The following is a 26,931-nucleotide window of genomic DNA, read 5'->3' as shown; positions in this document are numbered from 1 at the left end:
AACCTAATTTCATCTTTAAGCCCAAAAGAAAATCAATGTCTGAAAAACAAAATCTTAAACAACGGCTCGAAGCTGTAAACGAATACGAACGCACGCCCATTCCAAAAAACAAGCTTAAAGGCTGGAAAAGCTTTATAGGAACCTATGCCGGTGAGCATACCGCAGGAACAGAGTTTGTATTAGGCCCACTTTTCGTAGCTCATGGAGCTTCTGCTGGTGATCTGGTGAGTGGTCTGATTGTTGGAAATATTCTCGCCATTCTAAGCTGGGCATTTTTCACAGGAAAAGTAGCTGTGAAGACCAGAACTACATTGTATTATCAATTGGAGAAAATTGCTGGAAATCGATTTACGATGATTTACAATGTCGTAAATGCAGCTTTATTCTGCTTTCTGGCAGGTTCTATGATAGCAGTCTCAGCCACAGCAGTTGGCATTCCCTTCAATCTTCCTATGCCCTCTCTCACCGATGTCTATCCAAATAGTGTAGGTTGGATTGTCACAGTATTTGCGATTGGTACTATCACTACTTTTGTAGCCATGTTTGGCTTCGGTGTGATATCAAAATTCGCCAATATCGCCGCACCATGGATGATTATGATCTTTATCGCTGCAGCAGTGGGCGTACTTCCTAGATTAGGAATCACCTCATTTTCTGAGTTTTGGCCTGTAGCAGACAGTACAATTTGGAATGGAGTTCCTTTAGAAGGTCAAAGCAAATTCACCTTCTGGCATATCATGTTTTTTGCTTGGTTTTGTAACATGGGCATGCATATAGGTATGGCTGATATGTCACTTTTGCGCTACGCAAAAAAATGGACCTATGGATTTTCATCTGCAACAGGCGTTTTCCTAGGTCATTTTATCGCATGGATGGCCTCTGGAATTTTGTATTCTCTTTTCCTATTGGAGTCAAAAGGCAGTTTAGTATTTGCTCCTGGCCCTATTGCTTATGAAGCAGCGGGAATAGCAGGCGCAGTTTGCGTAGTGATCGCGGGTTGGACTACTGCGAATCCAACTTTATATCGCGCTGGACTCGCTATCCAATCTATCAATCCGAAATGGAAAACCTGGAAAGTGACTTTGTTTGTAGGATTGATAACAACAATCGCCGCTTGTTTCCCAGCTTTGGTAATGCAGTTATTGGAGTTTGTTGCGCTTTATGGATTGATTTTGATGCCACTTGGAGCCGTGATTTTCTTGGATGTATTTGTCCTGCCAAAAATGGGACTTGCCAGCAACTATGCAGAATTGACCAAATCACATTTCAATCCGGCAGTAGGAATTACTTGGGCCATCTCGCTCATTTTCTGTTTAGGTTTGAATATTTATGGAGGAGTTGAAATCTTCTTCCTAGGACTTCCTGGTTGGTTTGTAGCAGTGATTGTTTACTTGATTGCTTCAAAAGCTATCCAGAAAAAAACAACGAATGTCTCTCCTACTATTCCTTTAACCTACTGATTATGAAAAGTGTATTAAAAATAATATCATTCGCTGCTTTAGCACTGACACTTATCCCTTCCTTTCTGGTTTTGAAAGGAAGCATTACTCCTGAACTTTCCAAAACCCTGATGCTGATCGGCACCATAATCTGGTTTGGCACTGCTTCTTTTTGGATGAATAAGTCCGAAGAGGAAGAAGTGGAAAGTTGAATTAAAGTCCAGCTTCTGGAGAAGCAAGACATCAAATATATTCACTATTACTCTGTGTACTCCGCGTGAACTCCGTGTCCTCTGCGGTTAAAATCTAAAACAATGAAACTTACATTAGATCAAATACAAGCTCAAAATACATCTCTTAGCGCCGACCACACAAGAAGCTTTGAATTCCTTGCCGAAAGCCTGGACAAAAAAGGAAACAACGTAGAAGAACTGATTTCCAAGATTCAAGCCTTACAAATCGCAATACCAAGTTGGGCGCTGGGAACAGGCGGAACACGATTCGGGAGATTTTCAGGAGGTGGAGAACCGGCAACCTTAATCCAGAAAATTCAGGATGTGGGAATTCTTCATGCGTTAAACCAATCGAGTAATGCCGTTTCCCTGCATATTCCCTGGGATATTCCATCCGATTACCAAGCGATAAAAGATAGTGCATCAGAGGTTGGAATAGGCTTCGATGCTGTCAATTCCAATACTTTTCAAGATCAGGCAGACCAAACGCATAGCTATAAGTTTGGTTCTTTGGCAAATTCCGACGCTGCCGTCCGTGAATTAGCTGTGGAGCATAATAAGCAGGTAATAGAGATTGGAGAGAAACTGGGTTCCAAAGCATTGACTGTTTGGCTGGCAGATGGCAGTAGTTTCCCTGGGCAGCATAGTTTGAGAAAAGCGCTGGAAAACACGCATTTATCCCTTCAGGAAATCTATAAAGTAGTTCCAGAAGACTGGAAGCTTTTAATTGAATACAAGCCATACGAACCGAACTTCTACAGCACAGTGATCCAGGATTGGGGAACGTCTTTTCTGCTAGCTAATAAGCTTGGTAAAAAGGCTTATACGCTCGTAGATTTGGGACATCATTTACCAAATACAAATATTGAGCAGATTGTAGCGACGCTGATGACTGAAGGTAAACTGGGTGGATTTCACTTCAATGACTCTAAATACGGAGATGATGATTTGACAGTTGGAAGTGTAAAACCCTATCAATTATTCCTGATTTTCCAGGAATTGGTGAAAGGTTTTAGCGAAACGAATAATCCCCCACTTTCATGGATGATCGATGCAAGTCACAATCTAAAAGATCCAATGGAAGATTTAATTCAGTCTGTTCAGGCCATTAAGCTAGCCTATGCGCAGGCACTTTTGGTAGACAGCAAGAATCTAGAAGCTGCTCAGGAAGTCCATGACGTGGCTGCTGCGCAGGAGATTTTACAGGACGCTTATAGAACGGATCTTCGTCCATTACTTGCCGAAGCAATGCGCAGATCCGGAGGAGCAATTGATCCAATCAAAGCTTTCCGATCACTTAAAGTAAGAGAAACTCTAATTGAAGAAAGAGGCTTAAAATCAATAGCTTCTGGATTGTAAAAAATATTATTATCCGTAATCTTGCCAATAAACATAATTTCTTTGCTCACTAGGTCTGAAGACAGAAGACCGGTGACCGGTGACCGGTGACCGAAGCTGCCTCACTCCTAGTGTTAACCAAATCCTTATTTGGTTTAATCTTATAACATGTGGAAAAAAGGATATAAATAAAAAAACATCCATATTAAATTTCACAAAGAGCTGTACTATAAGTGCGGCTCTTATTTTTTGATTTTTTGAATCCTAACTAAGGGTAATCTCCACCCGAGCTGTCATAGACGTAACATCACAAAAATGACAACATGGGAAAATATAGCCAACTCAGAAAAATCACTCAAGTGTTCAGCGAATACGGAATCGTATTAACTGGTGCTCGAAAGCACGACCACTTCATCTTTGACCTAAGAATGGACAAAATCTTCCTTAATGGATTGATTTACGAATTGGAATATGCTCTCAATATAGAGCTCGAGGACTATAAAGTCATCAATGTGGATGCCCCATCCCAACTGATCGCTTTGCTGCTTGATTGATTCATTCAGCAAAATTTCACACATCATTATCATTCTACATTCCTCCGACTAGCACATCGTGCTGTGGTCTTTGGTCTATGGACTAATTATACAAACGCTATGAAAGCTCTCCAATTAAAAGCACCTCTCTTCACCTTTCTGTTTTTCACTTTCATCTCTATTTCCTACGCTCAAGAGAAAAGCCCTGCACATTTAGGCTTTTTCTACCCCATTTCTACCCATGGAACTGAAGCTGCGAATTACACCAACAATTTCAGTTTACATGTGCTCACAGGAATCTCCGGAGGAGAAAATGGAGCGGCTATTTATGGATTGGCAGGAATGGTCAAAGGAGATGTAAACGGAGCTCAAATTTCCGGACTTTGGAATCATGTCACTGGAAAAGTTGTCGGCGCTCAAATCGCTGGATTACTGAATCAAAGTTCCGAAGCTAGTGAAGCAGCTCAGATAGCTGGTTTAAGCAATATTAACCTAGGCAATTCGGCTTTCCAGGCTTCAGGTATCTTCAATAAGGCAGTTTTGGTAAATGGGGGGCAGTTTGCTGGAATCTCAAATATTGCAAATCAGATTGACGGAATCCAAGCTTCTGGAATTGCCAGTCTTTCAAAATCAGTGACTGGAATGCAGGTTTCGGGGATCGCAAGTATTTCTCCCAAAATAGATGGAGCACAGATAGCTGGCATTGCAACTCTATCGAAAACTGTCAAAGGAGTCCAAATAGCAGGAATTTCCAATGTAGCTGAGCACGTAGACGGAGTTCAGATTTCCGGACTTGTCAATCAGGCTAAAACAGTAAAAGGAATGCAAATAGGATTAATCAATATCGCTGATAGCAGTGATGTGACGATTGGTTTGATCAACATTGTGAAAAATGGAGATCATAGATTAGGTGTCTCCATAGATGAAAACTTCAATTCCTTTTTGACTCTTCGCTCAGGTGGAAAGCGAGTTTATGGAATCCTTGGATTAGGAACTAATTTGGAAGTAAAAGACCTGAAATACGGTTTTGAAGCTGGTTTAGGTCTAAATCTAGCAGAATCCAGGCATTTCAGACTAGATGTAGAAGGAGTCAGCAAATATTTGACAGATTTTGAAGGCAGCGATTTCTCCAAGTTCAGCTTTCAATTACTTCCAACTTTGAAGATTTCCCAAGGCATACATCTCTTTGCTGGACCGAGCCTCTCCTATATGCATTCAAGTGATATTGAAGCTGTAGATCATACTGGCTTGACAATTTGGGATGAGACTTGGAGAGAAAATTACCACGCGGCCTTATTGGGTTTTACTGCGGGAATTAATGTGAGGTTTTAAATTAGACGGAAGACAGGAGACTGAAGTCGGAAGAATTCAAGCATCATAGCCCTATTATTATTTAAAAGCGGCTGTTATGAAATCCTTCACTTTTTCGGCTAATCAATGAAATTGAGCCAACTTCGGTCTTCCGTCTACTGCCTTCCAGCCTACTCTGATGTAAAATCTTAGTATTTTTACCAAATGCACTAAGGGTAAATTCTGTTCAGCTTGTCATTTTAATGAAAGCATCAAAAAATTGAAAGTGACTGAGATACACTTAAATCCGTCTAACCCTCCCACACTCGTTGATGAAGAGTCATTCGAGGCCGTTTTCAAAACCTATTTTAAGGCTTTGCATGCCTATGCCATGGCGATTCTCAAAGAATCGGAAACTGCCGAGGAAATCGTACAGAGCGTTTTTCTTAAGCTTTGGGAAAAGCGGGAAACCTTAGAAATCAGCAGTTCGCTAAAGGCTTACCTCTACCGAGCTGTTTACCACGACAGTCTAAACCACATCAAGCATCTACAAGTGAAACGAAAGCATTGGGACCATGCACACTACGAAATGACTCAGGGCAAACCTGAGCAGGTCGGCGAGCAGATAAAGGGCCAGGAAAATGAATTATATGAGCGCTATCATTTGGCTTTGGAAAAACTGCCAGAGAAATGTCGGATGGTATTTAACCTTAGCAGGTTTGAGGAATTGAAGTACCAAGAAATAGCCGATCGGCTAGAGATCTCCATCAAAACGGTGGAAGCACATATGGGAAAAGCACTGAAAACTTTGCGGGTGGAACTCGCAGAATTTCTTCCGCTGCTTTTGATGTTTTTGATAAATCTATAAGCTATGGAAACCATGAACGAAGAAAAATTGATCAAATATTTGCTTCAGGAAAGTGACGCCGAGGAGACCAAAGCTATACAGAAATGGATTTCGGAAGATGAAGCAAACCAAAAACAGTTTGAAGAAATCAAGTGGATCTGGGATTCCAGTAGCTTGCTTTTGGAGAAAAGTGAAGTGGATGAAAACCGAGCTTGGCAGAAATTCACACAGCTTAGAGACAAACACCAAGCTAAAAAACTGCAGTCGAATCAACGCTTTTTACAGAGCAACTGGGTTAGAGTAGCAGCTGCAGTTACTTTGATTTTCGTATCCGCTTGGGTTTATTCGACATTCCTACCACAATCGGGAAAAGCATATTTTAGCTCCGTTGAACTACAGTCAGAAAATTCTCCTATCGAAGTTCCGTTACTTGATGGAACCCAGATCACGTTAAATAAGAATACTGCTTTAAACTATTCCCAAAAACTTTTCGCAAGCCAAAGAAAAGTTAACCTGAAAAGCGGAGAAGCCTTTTTTGATGTGAAAAGGAATGAAAATAAGCCGTTTGTAATTCACTCTGAAGGCGTTCAAATCACTGTGCTTGGAACAAGTTTTCATGTAAAAACAACTGGAAATATCACTGAGGTAATCGTTGTTACTGGTTCAGTGCAAGTTGAGATTGATGGTAAAAAAGAAGTTCTAAAACCTGAAGAAAAACTTACTGTAAATCAAGAAACCGGAGAAATGCTGAAGACTACGCCATCCAATAACCTTTACAATTATTACGTCAGCAAAAGATTCCAAGCTGATGGAATTCCGTTGCAGGAATTAGTCGCGTCATTAAATGAAGCCTACGATTCAAACATAGAAATTGCTAGAGGAGAATTGAAAGCATTGACCATCACCACCACGTTGGAATATGGCTCACTAGAAAAGAATCTTGAAGTGCTAAGAGAAACGCTAAACCTCACAATCGTTCAACAAAGCGGGAGAATAATCATACAGTAAGAAACTTTCTCATGGAAATAAAGGACTATGGTTGAAAAAATCATAGTCCTTACTTTGTTAAATTACCCCAGATTTTAATCCTAAGTTATCAATGCTGCGATTCAACTCATTTTTTAGATACTGTCTCCTTCCCCTGGCTTTTTTGATGTGTTCATTAGAAGGTTTTTCACAAATGATGCTTGAAAAGAAAATCAAAATAGAATCAGATGAAGAATTGAGTTTACGGCAAATGCTTGACTCCCTTTCGGCACAAAATAATTTCTATTTCTCCTACGAAAGCAGCCTTTTGGAACTGAACAAAACGCTGGAAGCCCCCAAATTCTCAGGTTCCATAGGCGATTTTTTACTGAAAGAATTGGGAGATGACTATGAATACAAGGAACTCCCCGGCTATATTATCATTCGATTTGCTCCTGAGAAGCTAGATCTGGATGCAGAAATGGACACCCGATTCAATACCGTAACGGTAAAGGGCTACATAAAAAATGTACAGACACAAGAGGTGGTGAGCCAAGCAAGTATTTATGATAAAAACAGCCTTGCTTCCACCCTGACGGACAAAAATGGCTATTTCAAATTAAAATATAAAAAGAAGGATTCTTCAATTTGGCTTACCCTGAGCAAGGAAAATTATCGTGATACCACCTTTTTGCTTTTGCCAACGGTGAGTATTGTAGCAGAGAAGGAGAACCGTCGCTTCCGATATATCCCTGGTGATAGTGCCACCAAAGCATTGGAAGAGAGTTTTCTCGGTAAAGCATTTATAGGTTTTAAGCAAAGGCTTCAGGGCATCAACATGGGAAATTTCTTTGCTGAAAGCCCTGTGCAAATGTCCTTGATTCCTGGTTTAAGTACAAAAGGAATGTTCAGCAGTCAAACGATTAGCAAGTTTTCGCTCAACCTAATCGGCGGATATACAGCTGGAATCGAGGGAATGGAAGTAGCTGGGATTTTTAACATCAACAAGCGGGATGTTAAGTCACTACAAGTAGCCGGGATTTTCAACTTGGTTGGGGGAAGTTCCAAAGGCTTGCAAGTAGGTGGAATTTATAATTCTGTCTATAAAAATGTGGATGGACTGCAAGTTGGTGGAATTTTAAATCAAGTAAAGGGAAATGTAAAAGGCCTTCAGGTAGGCGGAATAGCCAATTATGTCAAAGATACAGCTACGGTGCAAATTGCCGGAATTGTAAATCTCGCTGATCAATCTCTACACTTTCAACTTGCCGGAATCACTAATAATACCTCAAAATCAGCTGGCTTCCAGTTAGCGGGCATATCAAATATCGCAGGAGAGTCTGTTGACAATCAAATAACCTCCATTTACAACCGAGCCAAAGTTGTCAATGGATTTCAATTTGCTTTGATCAATAGTGCCCAGGAAAGTGATTATCCTATTGGCCTGTTGAACTTCATAAAAAATGGAGAGAAGAATCTTGGACTTTCCATTGATGAGTCTGGGTTCACGCATTTTGACTTTAGATCAGGTGGCAGAAAAATGTATGGAATTCTCGGAGTGGCATACAACCTTAGAGATATAGATACTCCAATCGGGCTTGAAGCAGGATTGGGTATTCATCTGATTCCTGAAAAGAAGTTTTCTTTGGACACAGAATTTGTCTCGCTTACAGCAAGTGATTTTGTGGAAGTAGCAAACCACATTCAGTCTTTTCGACTCTTCCCTGGCTTTAAATTCGGGAATCATCTGCGAATCTTTGCTGGCCCGAGCTTGAATTTTGCCTTCCTAGATCCTGGGCAGGAGGATTTCACCAAAGGTTGGAATATCCTGGAAAAAACTACGTTAAATGGCATTTACAGGAGTTATGGAGGCGTTAGTGGTGGGTTGCAAGTGATTTTTTAACATTAAGCAGTTCTTCTATTCCTCTACAAAACATCAGGTCTATAATGTTTCGGCCTTACTCTGAAAAATCCGGCAATTACCTGAACAAAAAACCCGGCCTTAGCCGGGTTTCTGGGTGATGTGAAAACAACTTTTCACTAGTTCCCTATTTTAATGTTGCCACTTGAAACAACACCTGACACGGTATAAGGAGACCCGTTATCTATCTTCAAACTGCCAGAAGAATTACTACCTCCAACTCTAATATTTCCACTGGAGGTTTTAAGATCAAAGTTAAAATCGCTCAAATCGGAATTTGTCTGTATGTCAAAATTTCCAGAAGATCCTTCAAATTGAGTATTTGAACCAAAGTAAGAATTGTTAACAGTATAATTTCCTGAGGAAATCTTCAATTTGCCTAGCTCCTGAACTCCGTTCAAAATTCCATTTCCTGAGTTTAAAGAACTATTAACCTTTCCACTAATCAATTTGAAGTTAAACTTCCCACTTGATCCTACTGCATTCAAATCTCCTTCTAGATTGGAAATACTTGCATTCCCAGAAGAAATTTCCAACTCAACATCTCCAATGAGATCATAAGCATTAATCTTACCTGAACTTAATTTCAATTCCAAAAGCGGTGCTTTGATATCACCTAGTTCAATATTTCCAGAACCTCCATCGAATTCAAATTTCTGAGCAGTCACTTGATGAATTTGAATATTTCCTGAACCTGCCTCCAAATTCATATTCATATGTTGAGGTCCCGTTAGATTAATATATCCGCGGCTGTTTCCGCCTCCGATTCCATGTCTTACTACTTCTATGATCAGCGTATTCTGATCCACTCTGTATTCGATCGCAAAATTTCCAGCTTTACTGGATTCCAAAGCCCCAATTAGCTGTACAGACTCCATATCAGGATTTCCTATATAGGATACATCCAAAAAGGATGATTCTATTTCTATTGAATTCACCTCGGTGAACTCTTCATTGATTGACTGCACCAACTCAAGGTTAGTATCACAAGACGTCAAAGAGGCAATTGTAGTACTCACTAGTGCAATTGCCACTAATCGAAATTTACTTTGTTTTGTTCTCATAAACAGATAGCATTTCAGAATTAACTGTTGGAAATATAAATTAACTAGTCTGCTTGCATACCATAGTACGCCGAGCTGAATTTCAGGTTTCTAAATAAAATATTCCTTGATTTAGATCAATTGACCATTGGAGTTTATCTATCCATTTCCTTTGTAAAGCCAAAAACCACATTAACCATATTATAGAATATGATTATCCGCACTGATGCCAGTCACCTTAGATTTTTTGCTTACCATGTTGGAAGACCGGTACTTCGGCTTCGCTCAGAATTAGTGACCGAAGACTCCCGCAGTGGCGGGACAGGCAGAAATGGCCATAGTTCTTAAGTTTAACATATCTTATATTGCCTTTGCCACCTAAGAATAAGAAAAACGGATTTACATAGTATTGAAAATTAGAACCTTATTTCAATGATCTTTAATCTGAAATATTTGAAATTGAACCTTAACTCATCTCAAGCAGATATAGTAAGGACAGCTTACTTTACATTTACCCTTATTGAACTATTAAAAAAATGATAGCTACAACTCCAGCCCCTCCCTACTACGCGGTTATATTTTCAAATATTCGAACAGAAATTGAAGATGGTTACGAAGAAACTGCTGCAGAAATGTTGCGCTTAGCTGAAGCTCAAATAGGCTACCTTGGCCATGAAAGTGTTAGAGATGGATTAGGAATTACTGTCAGTTACTGGTCTAACTTAGATGCCATTAGAAATTGGAAACAGCAAACCGACCATCTCCTTGCTCAAAGAATGGGAAGAGAAAAATGGTATTCAGCATATAAAACAAGAATTTGCTTGGTAGAACGGGATTACGACTTCTCCCTTTGAAGTTCAATTCACAATTGAACTGAACTGATTTTCAATTACTTTAGTAAAAATAAGTCAGGATCTTATTTACTAAAATAGGCTTAGGATTTTTTACCCTAAGCCTATTTTAGAATTAAGCTTATTTGATTATCCGCAAAGATGCCAGTCACTTTAAATTCTTTGCTTATCAGGTCGGAAGACCGATGACTCCAGCACTGGCGGGACAGGCTGAACTGGCCTCAATTCTTAAGTTTAAGCTATCCTTTTTTGCTATTGACTTCATACTGGAACAAAAGCGGATATACTTATAAACGTATTTAGCTCAAGTAGTTTGTTTAAAAGGCATATCCGAGTCCAACCCCTGCAAATAGAGGCCAAAACCCATTGTTATTAAATATAGGATTCAAGTTTATTTTCCACATAAAACCGCCATCAGTAGGAACTCTTCTATAGCCAAAATTCATCACGCCCATAATTGAAGGAGAGCTATCTATATCAAGAATAAAACTGGTGTAACCACTTTCTGAATAGGAGTCGCAGACATAATTTCCATTACCGTCATAATAGCAACTCTCGTAGTAGTAATTTTGATTATTGAATGCCAAAAAAGTGGCTCCAAAACCCATTTCAAAAAAATGGTTTCCTTTTCCGTAAAGCTTATTCACCATTACTGGAAGAGAAAAAAATGAATCTCCATCCACAGCATATCCTCCAAAGCCTACTCGCATTCCCCAAGAGTCAATTCTAGTTTTATCAAATCGGAAATCATAGTTAAAACTATATGGAAGTCCTGGTCCACCCAATTCCATATAAATTGACTGAGTTGCCAATTTGGGTTCGCTCTCTTGTGCATGTACTACTTGAGTACTTATCAGCAATAGCAATCCTAGGATCAAATGTTTCATAAATGTTTGTTTAAGATATATTAATACGAATAAACGCTATTTGCTCTAAATAGATGTTTAGATTTGATTATATTTTACTGTTTTATTAGTTTTTAAATATTGAAAATTATGATTATTCGCAATGAGGCCAGTCAGCAGAGATTCACGGCTTATTTTGCAGGATGTCCTAATTTCTAAGCTGCTAAAACAAATATGTTTAACAATCAAAATTGTCCTTGCCTGCTTTCTGGCAGAAAAGCTGATATTCGTATTGAAAATTATTATCCTGACAAAAGATTACTAGTATGAATACAAAAAAACTGAATTTGACTGTAGCGATGGTTTCTGCCTATATGGTGCTGATGGTTTTTGTAGCATGTGTTGATGATCCCGAAATCAACCCTTTTGGTGAATGTGGTGGTTCAAGTAAGGTAAATGCAAGGGATATATCTTTATATTATGAACCTTCCCAAAATAGTGCGTCCGCTACGGAGTCTGATACAGTGAATTTTAAAGACTTCAAGGTTTACCTTAGAATTAATTGGGAAGTAGTATCTGAAGCTCCAACTAGCGCGAGTTTTCCGGGAATGGCGTATGCTCTTTCCTGCGCTCCCAATTTAAATTTTCAAAATATAACAGGCATTAGAATAGAATTGCTTGCGCCCTATGGAGGGAAAGAAGCAGGAACAGATATATCTAATTTAGTAAGCACACACGAGGATATTAAAATTTCTGAATTAAAGAATTTTACCGGAACTACGGGTCAGTATAAGCTCAAAGTCGATCTCCAGCCTAGCAATAAAAGTCAATTGAAAACCAAAACGGTTTTAATTCTTAAAGATGGCTCAGCTAAAATCTTAGAATCCACCTCTCCAGTACTTTTAACTAACTGATTTTATGCTTAGAAAAATCCTACTTGGCTTTTTTGCCGCAGCAATGGTACTTGCCATTGTTTACATGCTGGGTCCTAAGCTTCAGGATCAAGAATTAACTATAGATTATCCGCAGGTTCCTACTCGCTTAACAGAATTGCAAGACTACGTCAACCAGCGGGAAGACACAGTCATTGGCCTAAAACCTGGTAATGAAGCCTATATCGTCTGGGCAGATAGTTTGAATAAGCACAAGACTCCGTATTCCATTGTATATATCCATGGTTTTGGGGCCAGTCCAATGGAAGGAGATCCAGTACACAGGTTTTTAGCAGCACATTTTGGTGCCAATCTATTTGTAACAAGGCTTCCAGATCATGGCATAAGAAGAGAGAATGGATTAGAATATGTAAGTGCACAGGCGTTGGCAAATGCTGCCGGTGAGGCATACCAAATCGGAAAGAGTCTCGGAGATGAGGTAATAGTAGTGGGAACCTCCATGGGAGGCGCATTGACTTTACTCTTGGCTAGTCAACAACCTGATATCAAGGCAGTAGCAGTATATTCTCCGGCTGTTAGGGATTATGGTGAAAAGCTTTCTGCATTTTTCTCTCCATGGATGCAAAAATTAATGCAATGGACAATGATGAAAAATAAAATAATTCATCAGGATAGAGAAGGTGAAAAAGCGATGTATTGGTCTGAAGATTACCACATGAATATTTACGAAAGTCTGGCAATCATCCTATACAGTAATATGAATGAAAGCACCTTCAGTAAAATTAAACAGCCCTTGTTTCTAGCTTATTATTACGAAAATAAGGAAAACCAGGATGATGTGGTCTCGGTGCCAAAAATGCTGGAAATGTATGATCAACTCAGTACCCCATCTGAAATGAAAAGAAAGAAAGCATTCCCAAATGCAGCAGACCATGTAATAGGTAGTTCTATTACCTCTGGTGACTGGGAAGGAGTTCTTTTTAGTACAATTGACTTCTTAGAAAATGTGGTGAAAATCCCAGCTAAACCGGAGTATCAGGAGAAAATTGATGATCTTCTGAAAATTCAGGATTCGATGGGAAAAATTGAATAAATAACAAAAAAGACCAAGCTGTAAACTTGGTCTTTTTCGTTTCCTTTATTCAAACTTTGCTCTGAACGGCTCAGTGGGAAGACCTAAATTATTTGTAAGATTTACTTCCGGGTTGTCCGCCCAAGCGTAGCGAATTTCACCAACTTCCATTCCTTCAGGTATCATTATTCTTACAGATGACTTATCAGAAATCATGGCGGAAACCTGTTGAAAATCACCATTATCTTTACCTACAATAAAACCTTTCACTTCTTCTCCTTCAGTTAATTTCAAACCTTCGCCTATAGATTTAAATTTGACTAATAATTCATTGCCTTGTCTAGATAGAGAATCAAATTGGGGTCCGGAAGCAAGGTTCTTCTCTTTAAAAGCAACTTTTTTGGCTTGGAGCCAAAGTCGTTCCCCTACGTCTTTTTTATTTTTAGGATGTATATCTTCAGCTTCCCCTATGTCAATAATTGTAGCCATTCCCGTATTTGGCAATTCCAAAGTTTGGGCCTGAGCCTCCCTTAAAAACGCCCAATTACTATCAGGCTGTACATCTTTTCTCTCCATGAAATTTGCCAGTTGAACAAACAAGAAAGGGAAATCTCCTAACCCCCAATCCCTTCTCCAATTGGTTATCATTGTAGAAAATAGCTCTTTATATTCCTCATGACGACCTGCATTGCTTTCGCCTTGATACCAAATCGCACCTTTAATCGAGTATTTAGCAATGGGTGCAATCATCGCATTGTACATCATTCCAGGCATCCAATTAAAAAATTCAACTTTTGGTAGATGAGGCTCTACAATTGAATTTGAATAGGCCCAAGTTCCTTCCAGAGATACTTTGTTGCCCGATTCTAACAGATACATTTCGCCTTTTTGACCTATTCTAGGCTGATTATTCCAAGTATTTATAGCTCGAATAGTTAACACATTGCTACCCTTTAGCAGCATTTCTGAAGGAATTGCTATTTCCGGCAATGAGACTCCCCAGTCTTTGTATTTGAGCAACTTCCCATTCAGATACACATAAGCCATTTGGTCTATGGTGGGAATATGTAAGCTTACCTCATCCGTTGCCTTAAGATTGAATTTCTTACGAACCCAAGCTATATGCTGCAGTGGATTGGCATCAGGCAAGTTTATTTTTCTCCAACTTGAATCATCATAATCTGTAGAGGAAACATTCCTAGCCGCAAGTGTATCGGGGTTGCTCACCATAGAGTCCCGCAAATGCTGATTCATCTCATTCACCTGCAGCTTTGAAACCCAAGCATCTCTATTTTCTACCACTTCTTTTGCCTGAGCCAGAAAGGAACCTTCCATCTCAACTAATATCTCAGCATCTGTCCAGCCTTCTACAGGTGTACCTCCCCAATTGGATTCTATGATTCCTACAGGCACTTTCATTTCTTGATTATTTCGCTTCGCAAAAAACCAAGCTACAGCCGAAAAATCCTTCATATTCACTGAATCAGCGATTTTCCATTCTCCTCCCACTACATCATCCAGTTTCTCAGCACTATATGAGTTAGGAACTTTAAAAAATCGGATCTCTTGGTTTCCACCTTCTGCAAATTCTTTTTCAGCACCAATTACCTGAGACTTTAATCGCCATTCCATATTGGATTGACCTCCAGCTACCCAGACATCACCAATATATACATCGTTGATTTTCTGACGATTAACCTCAAGAACAAAAGGTCCTCCTGCAACCAATTCCGGCAATTGCAACAACCAGGTACTATCAGCTTCTACAGTTCCACTTGTAATTGCTCCAGCCAAACTTACACGGACATTTTCTCCTGGAATACCCTTCCCCCAAACAGAAATGGCCTCTTGCCGTTGTAAAACCATGCCATCGCCAAACAGCCTAGGCAAGGTAACTTCCGATTCAAATTTTGAATACTCACATGAAAATAAAATCAGAAGGGTTAATAATTTCCAGGTATGTTTCATAGATTTTTATTAATTCTAATGGAAAAATGCCTAAAAAATCTGAAACATCTAAACATAATACCCTTTATAAAGGAGCGTAACACGTTCTACTAGAATTTATTGATTAATCGCTTCCAATGAATTGGCTAAATAAGCAAATGGAGCATTCCAATTAATTGCAATTTCATTTGACGCATAGCTGCAACTCTCATCTGTATAAGATTCATCTGGAAAGGAACTGGTATAATTACACCCATCTTGTTGCCGTGGATTTGGGCCTCCCACCATAAAACCAGGCAAAGGAGGTAGATCAGGTCGGGAAGTGGCTAATCGATGGTGCGGGTGCATGGGAGATTTCGTTCCAAAACCTGTAACATAGGAATATCCAGTAGCATTTCTGCCAAGGATATAATCCAGATTATCTAATGCCTTTTCAAGAAATATGCGCTCATTGCTTTGCTTAAAAGCACTTATCAATAGGATTCCTTGATTAGCCGCAACTGCATTAGAACCCCATATAAAATTCTTAGAATCGGTTTCCATGGGAGTGTTGAAAGCCGTTTCCTCTGTCCCTTCAATTTGCTCTCTAGCAGCAGCGAGCAGGTTTATTTTTAGCATTGCTATCCATTCTTGTGGCAGTAAAGTAATGTGGTCTTGATGCCTAAGTAGTGAGTAATAACCTAACCAAGCCACTTGGTTCCAGGATGGAAGTTTGAAACTTTGATCAGCATTAGCCAACTCTTCCCAATAGGTTAAATTATGAGTGGTAATAAAAAGCTCGGATGCAGCCCATATCCATTCGTCACCGCTACTATTATCCCCATATGCACCAGTGACTACATCTGGATCAAAAGCTTCATTCAATTCATTTTGCTTGTAGAGGACATCCGGATTCGCTTTTGCCCAACTCCAAGCTTTCTCTGCTGCTTTCAAATACATCACTGATTCTTCAGGAAAATAGGCCTTGTAAATACGTGAAGCTTGAGCCATCACTGCTGCAAAATCCAGAGTCGCGGTGGTACTTTTGGCAACAAAATAACGCTGGGAAACTGCCAAATGAGGTTCAACCATTCCTTCAAACTTGGCTGTAGTTAGCTTATGATAAACTCCCCCATCTGCAGGATCCTGCATTGAAAGCATCCATTCCATATTCCAGCGAATTTCATCCAGCAAATCTGGAATTTGATCCCCTGATTCTGGAATATTCAACTCGAGTTTATCAAAATAAGTTGGATAATCCTCATAAAGGGACAACAGGGTTCCTACTGTAATTCCTGAGTTCACTACATATTTGTTGTAATCTCCGGCATCATACCATCCCTTTGGAGATGAAAACAAATCTCCAGGCTTTCTAGAACCGGAAGCAGCTGAAGGATGAATCATCACCTGATCATCAGGATGTCCCAGCGGTCTAGCCCAAATACCGGCTTGACTCTGGTCCAATTCCAAACCTGCCCTTTGAAAGTAAAATGCCTTTATACTAGCTTTTCCTAGTTCTTGGTTGATTTGAGGATGGATCTGAAATGAGTAAGATTTTCCCACGCCGTTTAAAACTAGCGTATAATTTCCAACCTCAGTAAATGCAGAGAAGTCAGCAATTCTAGCGTTGTTTCCGGAAAATGATTGTTTAATAGTCTGAGCTAGCTTTCCTTCAAATACAATGTTTTTTCCGGCCGTGTCCCATATCACAAAATCTTCCACGTCTTCATGGTTTAAGATCACAGCCAATTTTTGTTGATTTGGGTAGAAGCCAATCTGATTGAGACGAATAGCTTCATCCACAGGTAGACTTTCATCAATCATTGGAGCTTTGCATCCTATAATAACGATCAAGAAAAATAATGCTGCCGCAGTAGCATTCCTTTTTCTTAAATTACTGATACATAAAATATTATTACTCATTGATTCAATTAAAATAGATATCTAAAAGCTCCTTTATTGGGAATCCCAACCCAGAGTGTATTATCAAAATTCAAAGAACTGGAGACATTTGATTTCAAATCCATCCCATTGTTCTCTCGTTTTAAAACTTTCCATTCCCCATCTTCACTTTTCCTCAAAACCCATCCAGGGTTTGCATCGATTCTTCCGATTTTCAATCTTGCTTCCAATTGATTTCCCAGAAATATCAAATCATATCCAGCACCTTTTTTCAATGCATTTACTGCCTGAATAGGAGATGATTGAACTATAGCGGGTAAAGCTATTTCGTCGAATTGCCCATTCGTCAAAGTAAACATCTTCGTTTCCAAATTTTGAGCTTCCACTTTGTTGGCTTTTTCTAGCTCATCAGCAGTAAGAATATCCTGGATTCTAGCTTTGGAAAATGACTCGTGAGAAGGGAACATGGCCTTCTTTTTGTACATTTGGGCAGCTAATTCATCTCTGGAAAAGAAAGGGAACTCCTCTCCCATCACCGGAAAAGTCATCAGGGGATCAACTGATCCATTATTGTCAAAATCTTCAAAATAGATCCGAACTGGATTATTTTCGTCAGTTTGCAATCTGGAATTCAAACCCCAATTTCCAGCGATCATTTCAGGACTTCCATCTCCATCCAGATCCTGAATCAAAATAGCAGACCAAAGTCCTGTTTTTCCACCGGGTAAAAACTCTTCCGAGCGATCTACAACTTTCCCTTCTTTAAGATTCAGAATTCGGATTCTATCAAACTCAGATGCAACAATCAGCTCATCAAGCCCGTCCTGATCTAGGTCATAGGTTTGGGAAGCCTTGACTCTGGAAATAGAACCGAGTGAAATCGGTGAGAAAGTACCATCGCCTTTTTTGATCCATATTTGGCTAGAAACTGATTCTGGCCATCTTCCAGGTGAATATCCTGCACCTACAAAGAGATCCTCCAATCCATCTCCATTGGCATCCCAAGTCGAGACAAACTCAGTGGGAAATGTACCAAAGTCGAAAGGGGATTCGGTAAAAACGCCATTTCCCATATTAATCAAAAGCACATCCTTCTGCCTTTCGTCCCCTTCTGTCAAATCAAAGTATCCGCCTATGGCGACATATAAGTCCAGATCAGAATCTCCATCTGCATCCAATGCCACCATTGAAGTAATGGTTGGGTTTTCAGATGAATAAAGCAATTCAAATTTCTCCTTGTATCCCGCAGCCTCTCTTGGATAGGATTTGATCGATGATCCATCAGATACAATTATTTCCTCTATACCATCACCATTCAAATCCGCTGAAAGCATAGAAACTTTGTTTTCTGAAAGGCTATAGAGCAACTGGCTTTGCCGCTTGTAATCATTCGGAAGAGTTACTTTTTTATCAATCAAAAACTCCCCCAATGCAATAAAATAGGGTTCTGTTTTAGCTTCAATTCTATATTCTATTTCGGCATCAGCTTCAGAAACTTCCAGAATTTGATTGATGTCGGCATACTTTATCCTGTTGATTTTGCTGTTTTTCCATCGTACTTCGATTGAATCTACTTTCGCATTGCCCAAACCGAAGTGCAAGATGGAACTTACATTTCCTTGGTAGCCTTTGTATATCTGCTGCTCTTGATAGTTGATAATTCCATTTTGATAGACTGTTACGCGAGCACCAATTCCATCCTGATTTCCTTCAAGACCTTTGAGTTTGATTTGAAGAAAATTGGATTTAGAACGCTCAGAAGTCATATTTTTGAAAACTTGGGCTGGTTCATTAAGATTATTAATTACCAAATCCAAATCCCCATCTTGGTCTAAATCTGCATAAACGGCTCCGTTCGAATTTCCCGGGACATCTAGTCCCCAACTTTTAGATTGATTCTCAAACTGAATTCCGTTGACATTTTTGAAGGCATAATTTCCAACCTTGGTCGCGGGCATTTTCTCTATCAGCGCGTTGATCCCTGCAGCAGAAACCTTTTCATTTTGCAGGTATTCATTTCTATAGTTGATAAAATCCAGATTGGTAAAATCCTTTAAAAACCCATTGCTGACGAAAAGATCCGTAAAACCATCGTTGTCAAAATCTGCGAATAATGGCGCCCAGCTCCAATCTGTAGCACTTATTCCTGCCAATTGACCAATCTCAGAGAATGTTCCATCGCCATTGTTCAGCTGTAACATATTTCGCATCAGCTGATGATGCAAACCTGCCTTTAGGAAGAGGTTATAGTGTTCGTAGTTTTCAGGAGTGAAAAGTAATTTCTGTCTTGAGTTATCCTCTGGAAGCATGTCCAAACTGATCAGATCCAATTTCCCATCGCGATTGATATCGGCTGCATCCACTCCCATCGTATAAAGACTGGTATGACCGATAGCCTCCTTCACTCTATTGATAAAAGTACCATCTCCTTGATTGATGTAGAGATAATCCGGAGCTGAGTAATCATTTCCAAGATAAATATCAGGATAGCCGTCTCCGTTGAAATCTGCGATCGAAGCACCTAACCCGTAGCTCAAGCCCGTTTCTGTTAATCCCGATTCTTTGGTGATATTTCTAAAAATCCCACCTTCATTCTTGAAAATCTTGGTGCTGCTCATCGAATCTGCCGAATTCAGCATGGTTTCGAACGCATTGATATTGAGATTACTGAATAATCTCGGATTATGATTGAGAAGGAGCATGTCCAAATCCCCATCCTGGTCTAAGTCTGAAAAGTATGCTGCGGTACTGAACCCCGGATCATCCAATCCATAGTCAGCAGCCATTTCTTTAAAAAACGGAATTCCTTGCTTGTCTAATCCCTGATTGACAAACAATTGATTTCTTCGCTGATCATCTGATAAATCGCCAGAATAGCAGAGATAAATATCTTTTAGGCCATCTCCGTTGATATCAACTATCGCTGTGCCAGTAGTCCAGGCATTAGCTCTGCCAGCTGTACCGGTTGCCAAGGTAATATCCCGGAATTTCAGGTTACCCTGATTCAAAAAAAGCTTATTTTCACCTTGATTGGCTGTGAAGTAAAGATCTTCAAGGCCATCATTGTTAAGATCCCCTATTGCTACTCCGCCTCCATTGTAAAAATATTGGTAGGTAAGGATATTAGCTACCTCAGTTTCTTTGATCTGATTAGTAAAAGCAAGTTTAGTAGAATCAGAACTTACCAATTCAAAAAGTGTATGTGGATTTTCCTCCTTTTTATCCTGACAGGAGAAAATGAAAAATAGTGCTCCCAGTGCCATGACTTGGAGTGATTTTACTAGTGTATTCTTTCTAAATTTGAGTTGGGGGATCAAGCTCAGTGATTTATTGATTTTGTAATTTCCCATAATGGGGAAAGTGCTCATAATTTCTTTGTTCATCGGGCGGGAAGACAGATGAAAGTTGACCGAATTACCCTTTCCTGTGGAGTTCTATCGCTCGTGATCATTTAGAAAGCTTTTGAAGCTGCCTAGGTCATTCTCGATCTATAGCCCATTTTTTCACTGCAACAAAAGAGGATTTAATTAGCTGCGCTCTCTGCGAAATATTGGCATTCTCTGCGGTTAAAGAGACTATCTAGGTTTTAGTAAAAACTCCGAGACAGAACACTCTGCCCCGGAGATTGAATTAATAAACCTCTTATGCTATACTATTTAATTTACTGCTCTAACCACTCGAACATTATCCACTCCTAATACTGCTTGAATATCATTTGAAGTGGTATTGATAACTACCAATCTCAACTGCTTAACTCCACCACCGTCTCCTTTCAAGAAGTCACCATAGGTATTCAATCGAGTAGATCCATTTGTTAATCGAGTCATATTAGCAGACAAAGTATGCCAGCTACCATCAGTAGTTTTAATAAAATCGCTTAAAGGAATGTTATAGCTCAATTCATTGCCTTGGCTATCTGGATACCAGATTTGCATCTCCAAACCAGCTATAGAGGCTGTGGTATTGATTGCTACCTCAAAACGAATATCATAATTAGTAGCTGGGGTACTTGGTTCATAACCTTCACCTTCAGGGAAAATTTGTACACCGCCCCAATTTGTAAGATTGATTACCTTGTCATTATTCCATCCATAATTTGCCGGAAATGCCTGATTCATTCCTCCGAAATTTCCGTCTAAACCGGAAATACCTGGCTGAGAAGGCAGAATCATCTCACCGGATATACCCCATCCCCAATTCCAAGGCCATTCTAATGCGCCATTGGTATCAAAGTCGGCAACCATTCCTCTGTCAGCATAAATCTGCGTATTTCTATTGGTTGCTGAACCTCCTGACTTAGTTACCACTCTAATGGTTTGTCCTTCTGAAAAGTCCAAATTATCAGGAACTTTGACTGTTAGGGAAGACCCTGCAGCGTTGGTAGTGATACCAGTAGTCACAAAAGCGTCTTCACCTGGGAAATAAACTGTATCCACGAAGTAGAAATATCTGCCAAATAGAGTCAAGTCATCCCCTGCTTTTACGTACTGATTTTTAACCTGTGTGATCTGAGGTGCTGGAGGAAGTGTTTGGAATTCCATAATCGCTTCACCAGCCTTATTCACCAATCGCAATGTATTTGGGACATTTGGATTAGTAGCTACAGTTGGTACTGAGTCGCCTACCGTTACGATCACAGTATTATTAGTGACGTAAGCAGTATTCACACCCAGTGGGTAGTCATTCAGATACACTTGCTGGGTACCCAATAGATTATTTCCCAAAATTGCCAAGGTACTTCCTAAGGTAGCAGAGGTAAATGCACTATCTGCTGTGGTTGGATCTGTATTTCTAACCCGCTCAATAGTTGGAGGTCCAACATTAATTTCATCCTCCTCAGTACATGCACCAAGTGCAAGTACCATAAGTAGCGCTGAGGCTACTAGCACTGAGTGTGAGGATCTTATATTATTAAATATTTTCATATGTTTAGCATTTCAATGTAAGTCCACAAATTAATTTTCTGCTGAGAAATCATACGGTACAGCAGGCTTTCTCAAGTTTGGAGCTCTAGACAATTCTGCTGAGGGAATTGGAATTAAGAAATTCGATGCGTTTACATCAAAATATCTTGGAGAGGTATCGCTGTCCGGAATTTCAATTTCCCAAAGAGTAGGATCCGGAATTTTGTCGGCATAGACTCTGAATGTTCCTCTATCTTGGTTAGAAAGGATATCGTAAGCCTTTGCTGGATCATAATAGTGCAATTTGGTAAATTCATACCATGCTTGACCTTCCATTGCAAATTCTTTGATTCGCTCCTCAAATACATCTTGCCATGTCACAGATGTAAGCGGGCTCACACCAGCTCTTGCTCTTACCATGTTCACATATTTAAGGGCTTCTGCAGGGTTTTTCCCCAAAATAGCTTCAGCATAAGTCAAGTAAACATCTGCCAGCCTCAAAATGTAGGTGTTGATCTCTGTGCCTTGCTGAACAACTTTGCCTGCGTTATCCTCAGGACGTCCAACCACATATTTCTTTACCCATGCACGAGAATTATAATCTCTGCCACCTTCTGAACCTCTAGCAGGAACTCTCAGCTCTTGCGCAGAACCTCCAGGAGGTACTTGAGTAATGTATGAATAATGATCACCAGGGAACATGAAGGTTCCTTTTCTTCTTTCGTCAAACACCAAATCATCGTATAGATCTAGCATCCATTTGGAAGCTCCGATATCTCCTCCCCATCCGTCACCGAAACCGGTGATTTCAGAACCGAAAGCTAAGAAAGCCTGTACCGAATTTTGTGCTCCCCATGCGCCAGCTTGACCTGCATTGTAGGTCCATTGTAAGGCTGCAAGTGTCTCTACATTGTTATTGTTTGCCGTTTTGAACAGGTCCTCATAGTTTTCAAGCAATGAAGCTCCTGAATTATCGATCACTCGCTTAGCGAAGTAAGCAGCAGAATCAAGGTCTGACTGGTTTCTCGTTCCCCCAACACCTGCTTTGGTTAAGTACATTTTTGCCAGCATACCTTCAGCGGACCATTTAGTCAAACGTCCAGTTTGAACGGGACTCTCTGGCAGATTTTCCACTGCATAGCGGAAGTCATTGATGATGAATTGCCATACAGACTCCTCAGTATTTCTTGCGATTGTAGTATCCTGTAGAAGAGTCGTATTATTCGTAATGATCGGAACTGGACCCCAGTTCTGTACCAGGTAAGAATAAGCCAATCCTCTCATGAATCTACCTTCTGCGATACCATGATTTTTGATTCGCTCTGTCACATTTTCACCTACGAAAGCATCAATGTTATTTATTAATGAGTTGGACTGAGCTACTACATTATAGAAAGCTCTCCATGAGGCACCGTTTTCGGCAGTTTCACCAGTCGTATTGAATCGCACATTTTCTAGCTGGTACGATCCTGAGGTAAGTGTACCACCTCTCGCGTCACCAATACCATGGCTGGCTTTATCATTGTAGGCAAACCATACAATGTTATATAATGGCGCAGAAGCTGCTAAAATTTGATCGTCCGTTTTATAGAAGTTAGCATCTACGATTGCGTCCAATGGGGGTCTATCCAAGAAATCTTCTGAACAGCCCACCATTCCTCCAAGTAGCAAAGTAGCTCCAAGGACTATTTTATGGAATTTCGTGTTTGTTTTCATTTGTTTATGATTTTTGGATTAGAAGTCAACACCTAAGCTGAAGGTATACATTCTGGTTTGTGGGTATCTACCGTAGTCAACACCGATCAATTGGTTACCTGCTGACACGTTATTACCTACTGAAGCACCTACCTCTGGGTCATATCCTTTGTATTTGGTAAATGTGTATGCATTTTGGACACCGAAGGCTACTTTAAGACCTCTAACAATATTTTGTTTTCCTAACAATTCATTAGGAACCACATAAGAAAGGTTGATATTTTTAATCCTTACATAGGAACCATCTTCTACAAACTTATCTGAGATTCTAGTTCCGTTACCATTGAGGTCTGTACCGGTAATTCTTGGCACTTCTGTTCCTGCATTGGCAATAAAAGGATTACCTGATTGATCCATTTCAATTCTTGCATAATCGTAGGTTTCCAACAGCATGTTTCTACCCAAGTTTACATTGTTTGGGTTGATGTTCAGGAATCTGTTATAGTTATAGATATCTACTCCAAGTGCTCCTGTAAACAATACATCAAGTGCGAATCCTTTGTAGGTGAATTGCTGAGTCATACCAAAGGTGAATTTTGGCCAAGGATTACCGATGAAAGTCTGGTCACGCTCATCAATTACTCCATCGTCATTCAGATCCTTGTACTTAATATCACCTACATAGATACCGTTATTCTGATCTACTTGAATAGGATTTCCAGAGTTGTCTACTGGTCTTGGAGAAGATTCTACTTCCTCAATAGTTTGGAACAAGCCATCAGCTTGATATCCGTAGAATAACCAAGGTGCAAAACCAGGCTGCGCTCTAGCTGTAAAATTATTTAACCACCACGCTGTACGATCGATAAAAGCAGATTCAGAGAAGAATTTGGTTACTTCAGTCTGGAATCCTGAGAAGTTGTAATTGGAACTCCATGAGAATCCACTTGCTCTATTATCGATATTGATCGTGTTGATCGTGATACCGTAACCTCTGTTTTCCAAGGCCCCAATGTTAACTGTTGGCGTACCTATACTTCCTTCAGCCGAAGTACCCATGTACCAAGGTAGTGGATTAGGCAAAAGCAGGTTATCAGTTTTCTTCAAGTAGAAATCACCTTCAACTTGGATTCTATTGTTGAACATGTTCAAGTTGAAACCCAAGTTCACTGTAGAAGTTTCTTCCCATTTCAAGTTTGGATTACCGAATCTGGAAACCAGGAATCCACCTCCCCAAGGAGTAGGAATACTTGGAGAGCTTAGAGGGGCGAAAATAGCACCCGCATCACCTTGGTTACCTGTAAGACCTGTTTCGAATCTAATTTTCAATTCATCCATCCATGTAGCATTCTGCAAGAAGCTTTCTTCAGAAACTCTCCATGCTGCGGATACAGAAGGGAAATAACCCCAACGATTCTCAGGGCCGAAATTCGCAGATCCATCTGCTCTGAATGCACCTAATAAGATATACTTTTCATTGAAGGTATAATTTGCTCTCGCAAAGTAAGATTCCATAGCCCAGTGACTGGCTCCACCACTATTGGTAGCACCTTGAGCTGAACCAAGACCCAGTTCCTGCAGATCATTTGACGGGAAGTTTACTCTACCCGCATTCATAAACTCGTACTGAGATTCTTGTGCTTCGTGAGATGCCATCACGTCTAAGGCATGCTTGCCCCAAACTGCGCTGTAAGTCAACATCTGATTCCAGTTCCAGTAAAAGCTATTGCTGGATTCCTGAGAAAGTGTATTTGTATCATTAGTCACTACACCCAATGTGTAGGTAGGTGTAAAGAAGTGTCCGTTATTATAGTTGATGTTTGTGTTCACCATAGTTCTGAACTTCAAACCTTTCACTATATCAATCTCAACATTGAAACCACCCTGAGCGCCTCTTCTTTTGTAACTTCTATCCAAAAGGTTAGCCAAAGCGATCGGGTTAGCTGGCGTAAACTGCAAGCTAGATCCATTGACAGGATCCGCACCACCCCAAGATCCATCAGGATTGGTAACTGGTACATTTGGAGCCATTTGGATCGCATTGTTAATCACATCAGAGCTACCGGTTGCCAATTGCTCATCCGTGTGGAAAAGCTGAAGGTTTAAACCAAGCTTCAACCATTTTCTTGTCTGGTTGTCGATATTCGTTCTGATAGAATAACGATCAAATGAAGATCCTATCGCGACACCTTCCTGATTGAAGTATTCACCGGAGATGAAAAACTGGGTTTTTTCATCACCACCAGTTAGGGTGATATTATGCTTATTCAAGGGCGCAGTTTTGAAGAGCGCATCTTGCCAGTTAGTTCCTTCACCTAAAATTGAAGGGTCTAGGAATGCCGCAGGTGGTTCACCACCTGTTATTTCGCGAATATCATTAGTCATAGTTGCATATTGACTCAATGACATCACCTCTAGATTCTCAGGCTTATCCTGTAGCGTATATAGGTAGTTGTAAGAGATTTTGGTTTCGCCAGATTTACCACGTTTTGTAGTAATCATAATCACACCGTTTGTACCTCTAGAACCATAGATTGCTGTTGCTGAAGGACCTTGAAGAACTTCCATTGATTCTATATCACTTGGATTCAAACCTGCCAAAGGATTTGTAGATGAGGTATTACCATAAGAAACAGCAGAAGGCTGAATCTGTACACCATCGATTACATACAAAGGCTGATTAGTTCCACTGATGGAGTTGATACCCCTAATATTTACTGATATCCCTCCTCCAGGAGCACCTGTATTTTGAGTGACATACACACCGGCAGCTCGACCTTGAAGGGCTTGCTCTATGGTTGTATTGACCGTACGCTCTATATCTTCAGAAGTCACAGAAACCTGTGCACTTGACATATCACGTTTTTTCATAGTACCATAACCTACTACCACAACTTCATCCAGAGAAGCCATATCTTCTTCCAGGGTAATGTTTATTGTAGATTGGTTACCTACTACTACTTCCTGAGACTTATAGCCAATAAAGCTATAGACAAGGACAGATTGTGAAGAAGGAGCCGTAATTGCATACGTTCCATCAACTTCAGTTGCTACACCAGTGGTGGTTCCTTTCACCAGCACTGTTACACCTGGTAAAGCAAGTCCATCAGCTTCAGATTTTACGGTACCAGTGACCGTAACTTGAGCCTGAACTACACCTACCAGAAGCATGAGCCAAATCGGTAATAGTTTTTTCATCATGAGGGGTTTAATTGTAAGAAATTGGTATATAG

At 40.1% G+C, this 26,931-nt stretch carries 20 protein-coding genes; 12 read left to right on the top strand and 8 right to left on the bottom strand.

The features are described from left to right. Window positions 1-35: 35 nt before the first annotated feature. The 8 genes from QOL76_RS12205 to QOL76_RS12170 all read left to right on the top strand — a co-directional run bounded on the left by QOL76_RS12205 (window position 36) and on the right by QOL76_RS12170 (window position 8,549). Window positions 36-1,460, top strand: a complete 1,425-nt coding sequence (locus QOL76_RS12205; protein WP_283413248.1) for a purine-cytosine permease family protein — start codon at window positions 36-38, stop codon at window positions 1,458-1,460. Window positions 1,461-1,462: 2 nt separating this feature from the next. Continuing rightward, entirely contained in the window at window positions 1,463-1,651 is a 189-nt protein-coding gene (locus tag QOL76_RS12200; RefSeq protein ID WP_283413247.1) for a hypothetical protein, read from the top strand. 102 nt (window positions 1,652-1,753) lie between these two features. Next, complete coding sequence (locus QOL76_RS12195; RefSeq protein WP_283413246.1) at window positions 1,754-3,031, top strand: sugar isomerase; 1,278 nt, start codon at window positions 1,754-1,756, stop codon at window positions 3,029-3,031. A gap of 302 nt (window positions 3,032-3,333) precedes the next feature. Beyond that, a complete protein-coding gene (locus QOL76_RS12190) occupies window positions 3,334-3,564 on the top strand; it encodes an acyl carrier protein (protein ID WP_283413245.1) in 231 nt (76 codons plus the stop codon). A gap of 99 nt (window positions 3,565-3,663) precedes the next feature. After that, a complete protein-coding gene (locus QOL76_RS12185; protein WP_283413244.1) occupies window positions 3,664-4,875 on the top strand; it encodes a hypothetical protein in 1,212 nt (403 codons plus the stop codon). 244 nt (window positions 4,876-5,119) lie between these two features. Continuing rightward, window positions 5,120-5,701 (top strand): RNA polymerase sigma-70 factor, encoded by a 582-nt coding sequence (locus QOL76_RS12180; protein WP_283413243.1) that lies wholly within the window; start codon window positions 5,120-5,122, stop codon window positions 5,699-5,701. Between the two features lie 12 nt (window positions 5,702-5,713). Further along, window positions 5,714-6,688, top strand: coding sequence for a FecR family protein (locus QOL76_RS12175; RefSeq protein ID WP_283413242.1), 975 nt, complete (start codon window positions 5,714-5,716; stop codon window positions 6,686-6,688). A gap of 145 nt (window positions 6,689-6,833) precedes the next feature. Next, on the top strand, window positions 6,834-8,549 hold the full coding sequence (locus QOL76_RS12170; protein ID WP_283413241.1) for a peptidase associated/transthyretin-like domain-containing protein: 1,716 nt from the start codon (window positions 6,834-6,836) through the stop codon (window positions 8,547-8,549). A gap of 137 nt (window positions 8,550-8,686) precedes the next feature. On the opposite strand, the gene QOL76_RS12165 is transcribed toward QOL76_RS12170, so the two are convergent. Further along, window positions 8,687-9,601: a DUF4097 family beta strand repeat-containing protein gene (locus QOL76_RS12165; RefSeq protein ID WP_283413240.1), complete on the bottom strand. Its 915-nt coding sequence runs from the start codon at window positions 9,599-9,601 to the stop codon at window positions 8,687-8,689. A gap of 219 nt (window positions 9,602-9,820) precedes the next feature. Between QOL76_RS12165 and QOL76_RS12160 the strand changes: the two genes are divergently transcribed. Further along, entirely contained in the window at window positions 9,821-9,958 is a 138-nt protein-coding gene (locus tag QOL76_RS12160; RefSeq protein ID WP_283413239.1) for a hypothetical protein, read from the top strand. Between the two features lie 188 nt (window positions 9,959-10,146). Then, window positions 10,147-10,464, top strand: a complete 318-nt coding sequence (locus QOL76_RS12155; protein ID WP_283413238.1) for an antibiotic biosynthesis monooxygenase family protein — start codon at window positions 10,147-10,149, stop codon at window positions 10,462-10,464. Between the two features lie 314 nt (window positions 10,465-10,778). Here the strand turns inward: QOL76_RS12155 and QOL76_RS12150 are convergent, their stop codons facing one another. After that, window positions 10,779-11,348, bottom strand: coding sequence for a hypothetical protein (locus QOL76_RS12150; RefSeq protein ID WP_283413237.1), 570 nt, complete (start codon window positions 11,346-11,348; stop codon window positions 10,779-10,781). Between the two features lie 284 nt (window positions 11,349-11,632). On the opposite strand from QOL76_RS12150, the gene QOL76_RS12145 reads away from it, so the two are divergent. Then, on the top strand, window positions 11,633-12,220 hold the full coding sequence (locus QOL76_RS12145; protein WP_283413236.1) for a hypothetical protein: 588 nt from the start codon (window positions 11,633-11,635) through the stop codon (window positions 12,218-12,220). Window positions 12,221-12,224: 4 nt separating this feature from the next. Continuing rightward, entirely contained in the window at window positions 12,225-13,292 is a 1,068-nt protein-coding gene (locus QOL76_RS12140) for an alpha/beta hydrolase (RefSeq protein WP_283413235.1), read from the top strand. Window positions 13,293-13,337: 45 nt separating this feature from the next. Here the strand turns inward: QOL76_RS12140 and QOL76_RS12135 are convergent, their stop codons facing one another. The 6 genes from QOL76_RS12135 to QOL76_RS12110 all read right to left on the bottom strand — a co-directional run bounded on the left by QOL76_RS12135 (window position 13,338) and on the right by QOL76_RS12110 (window position 26,896). Beyond that, entirely contained in the window at window positions 13,338-15,239 is a 1,902-nt protein-coding gene (locus QOL76_RS12135) for a sialate O-acetylesterase (RefSeq protein ID WP_283413234.1), read from the bottom strand. 96 nt (window positions 15,240-15,335) lie between these two features. Further along, a complete protein-coding gene (locus tag QOL76_RS12130) occupies window positions 15,336-17,120 on the bottom strand; it encodes a glycoside hydrolase family 9 protein (RefSeq protein WP_283413233.1) in 1,785 nt (594 codons plus the stop codon). Between the two features lie 8 nt (window positions 17,121-17,128). Further along, a complete protein-coding gene (locus QOL76_RS12125) occupies window positions 17,129-20,467 on the bottom strand; it encodes a VCBS repeat-containing protein (protein ID WP_283413232.1) in 3,339 nt (1,112 codons plus the stop codon). Between the two features lie 288 nt (window positions 20,468-20,755). Continuing rightward, the gene (locus QOL76_RS12120; RefSeq protein ID WP_283413231.1) at window positions 20,756-21,964 is read right to left on the bottom strand and encodes a glycan-binding surface protein; all 1,209 of its coding nucleotides are present in this window, start codon (window positions 21,962-21,964) and stop codon (window positions 20,756-20,758) included. Between the two features lie 90 nt (window positions 21,965-22,054). Then, window positions 22,055-23,719 carry a RagB/SusD family nutrient uptake outer membrane protein gene (locus tag QOL76_RS12115; RefSeq protein ID WP_283413230.1) on the bottom strand — a complete coding sequence of 555 codons (1,665 nt, stop codon included), beginning with the start codon at window positions 23,717-23,719 and terminating at the stop codon, window positions 22,055-22,057. Between the two features lie 18 nt (window positions 23,720-23,737). Next, a complete protein-coding gene (locus QOL76_RS12110; protein ID WP_283413229.1) occupies window positions 23,738-26,896 on the bottom strand; it encodes a SusC/RagA family TonB-linked outer membrane protein in 3,159 nt (1,052 codons plus the stop codon). Window positions 26,897-26,931 lie beyond the last annotated feature (35 nt).

The sequence above is a fragment of the Algoriphagus winogradskyi genome, assembly GCF_900182815.1.
In the GTDB taxonomy this organism is placed as follows: Bacteria; Bacteroidota; Bacteroidia; order Cytophagales; family Cyclobacteriaceae; genus Algoriphagus; species Algoriphagus winogradskyi.
The sequence above is the reverse complement of the archived record's forward strand: the minus strand, read 5'-3'. Positions and strand labels throughout refer to the sequence as shown.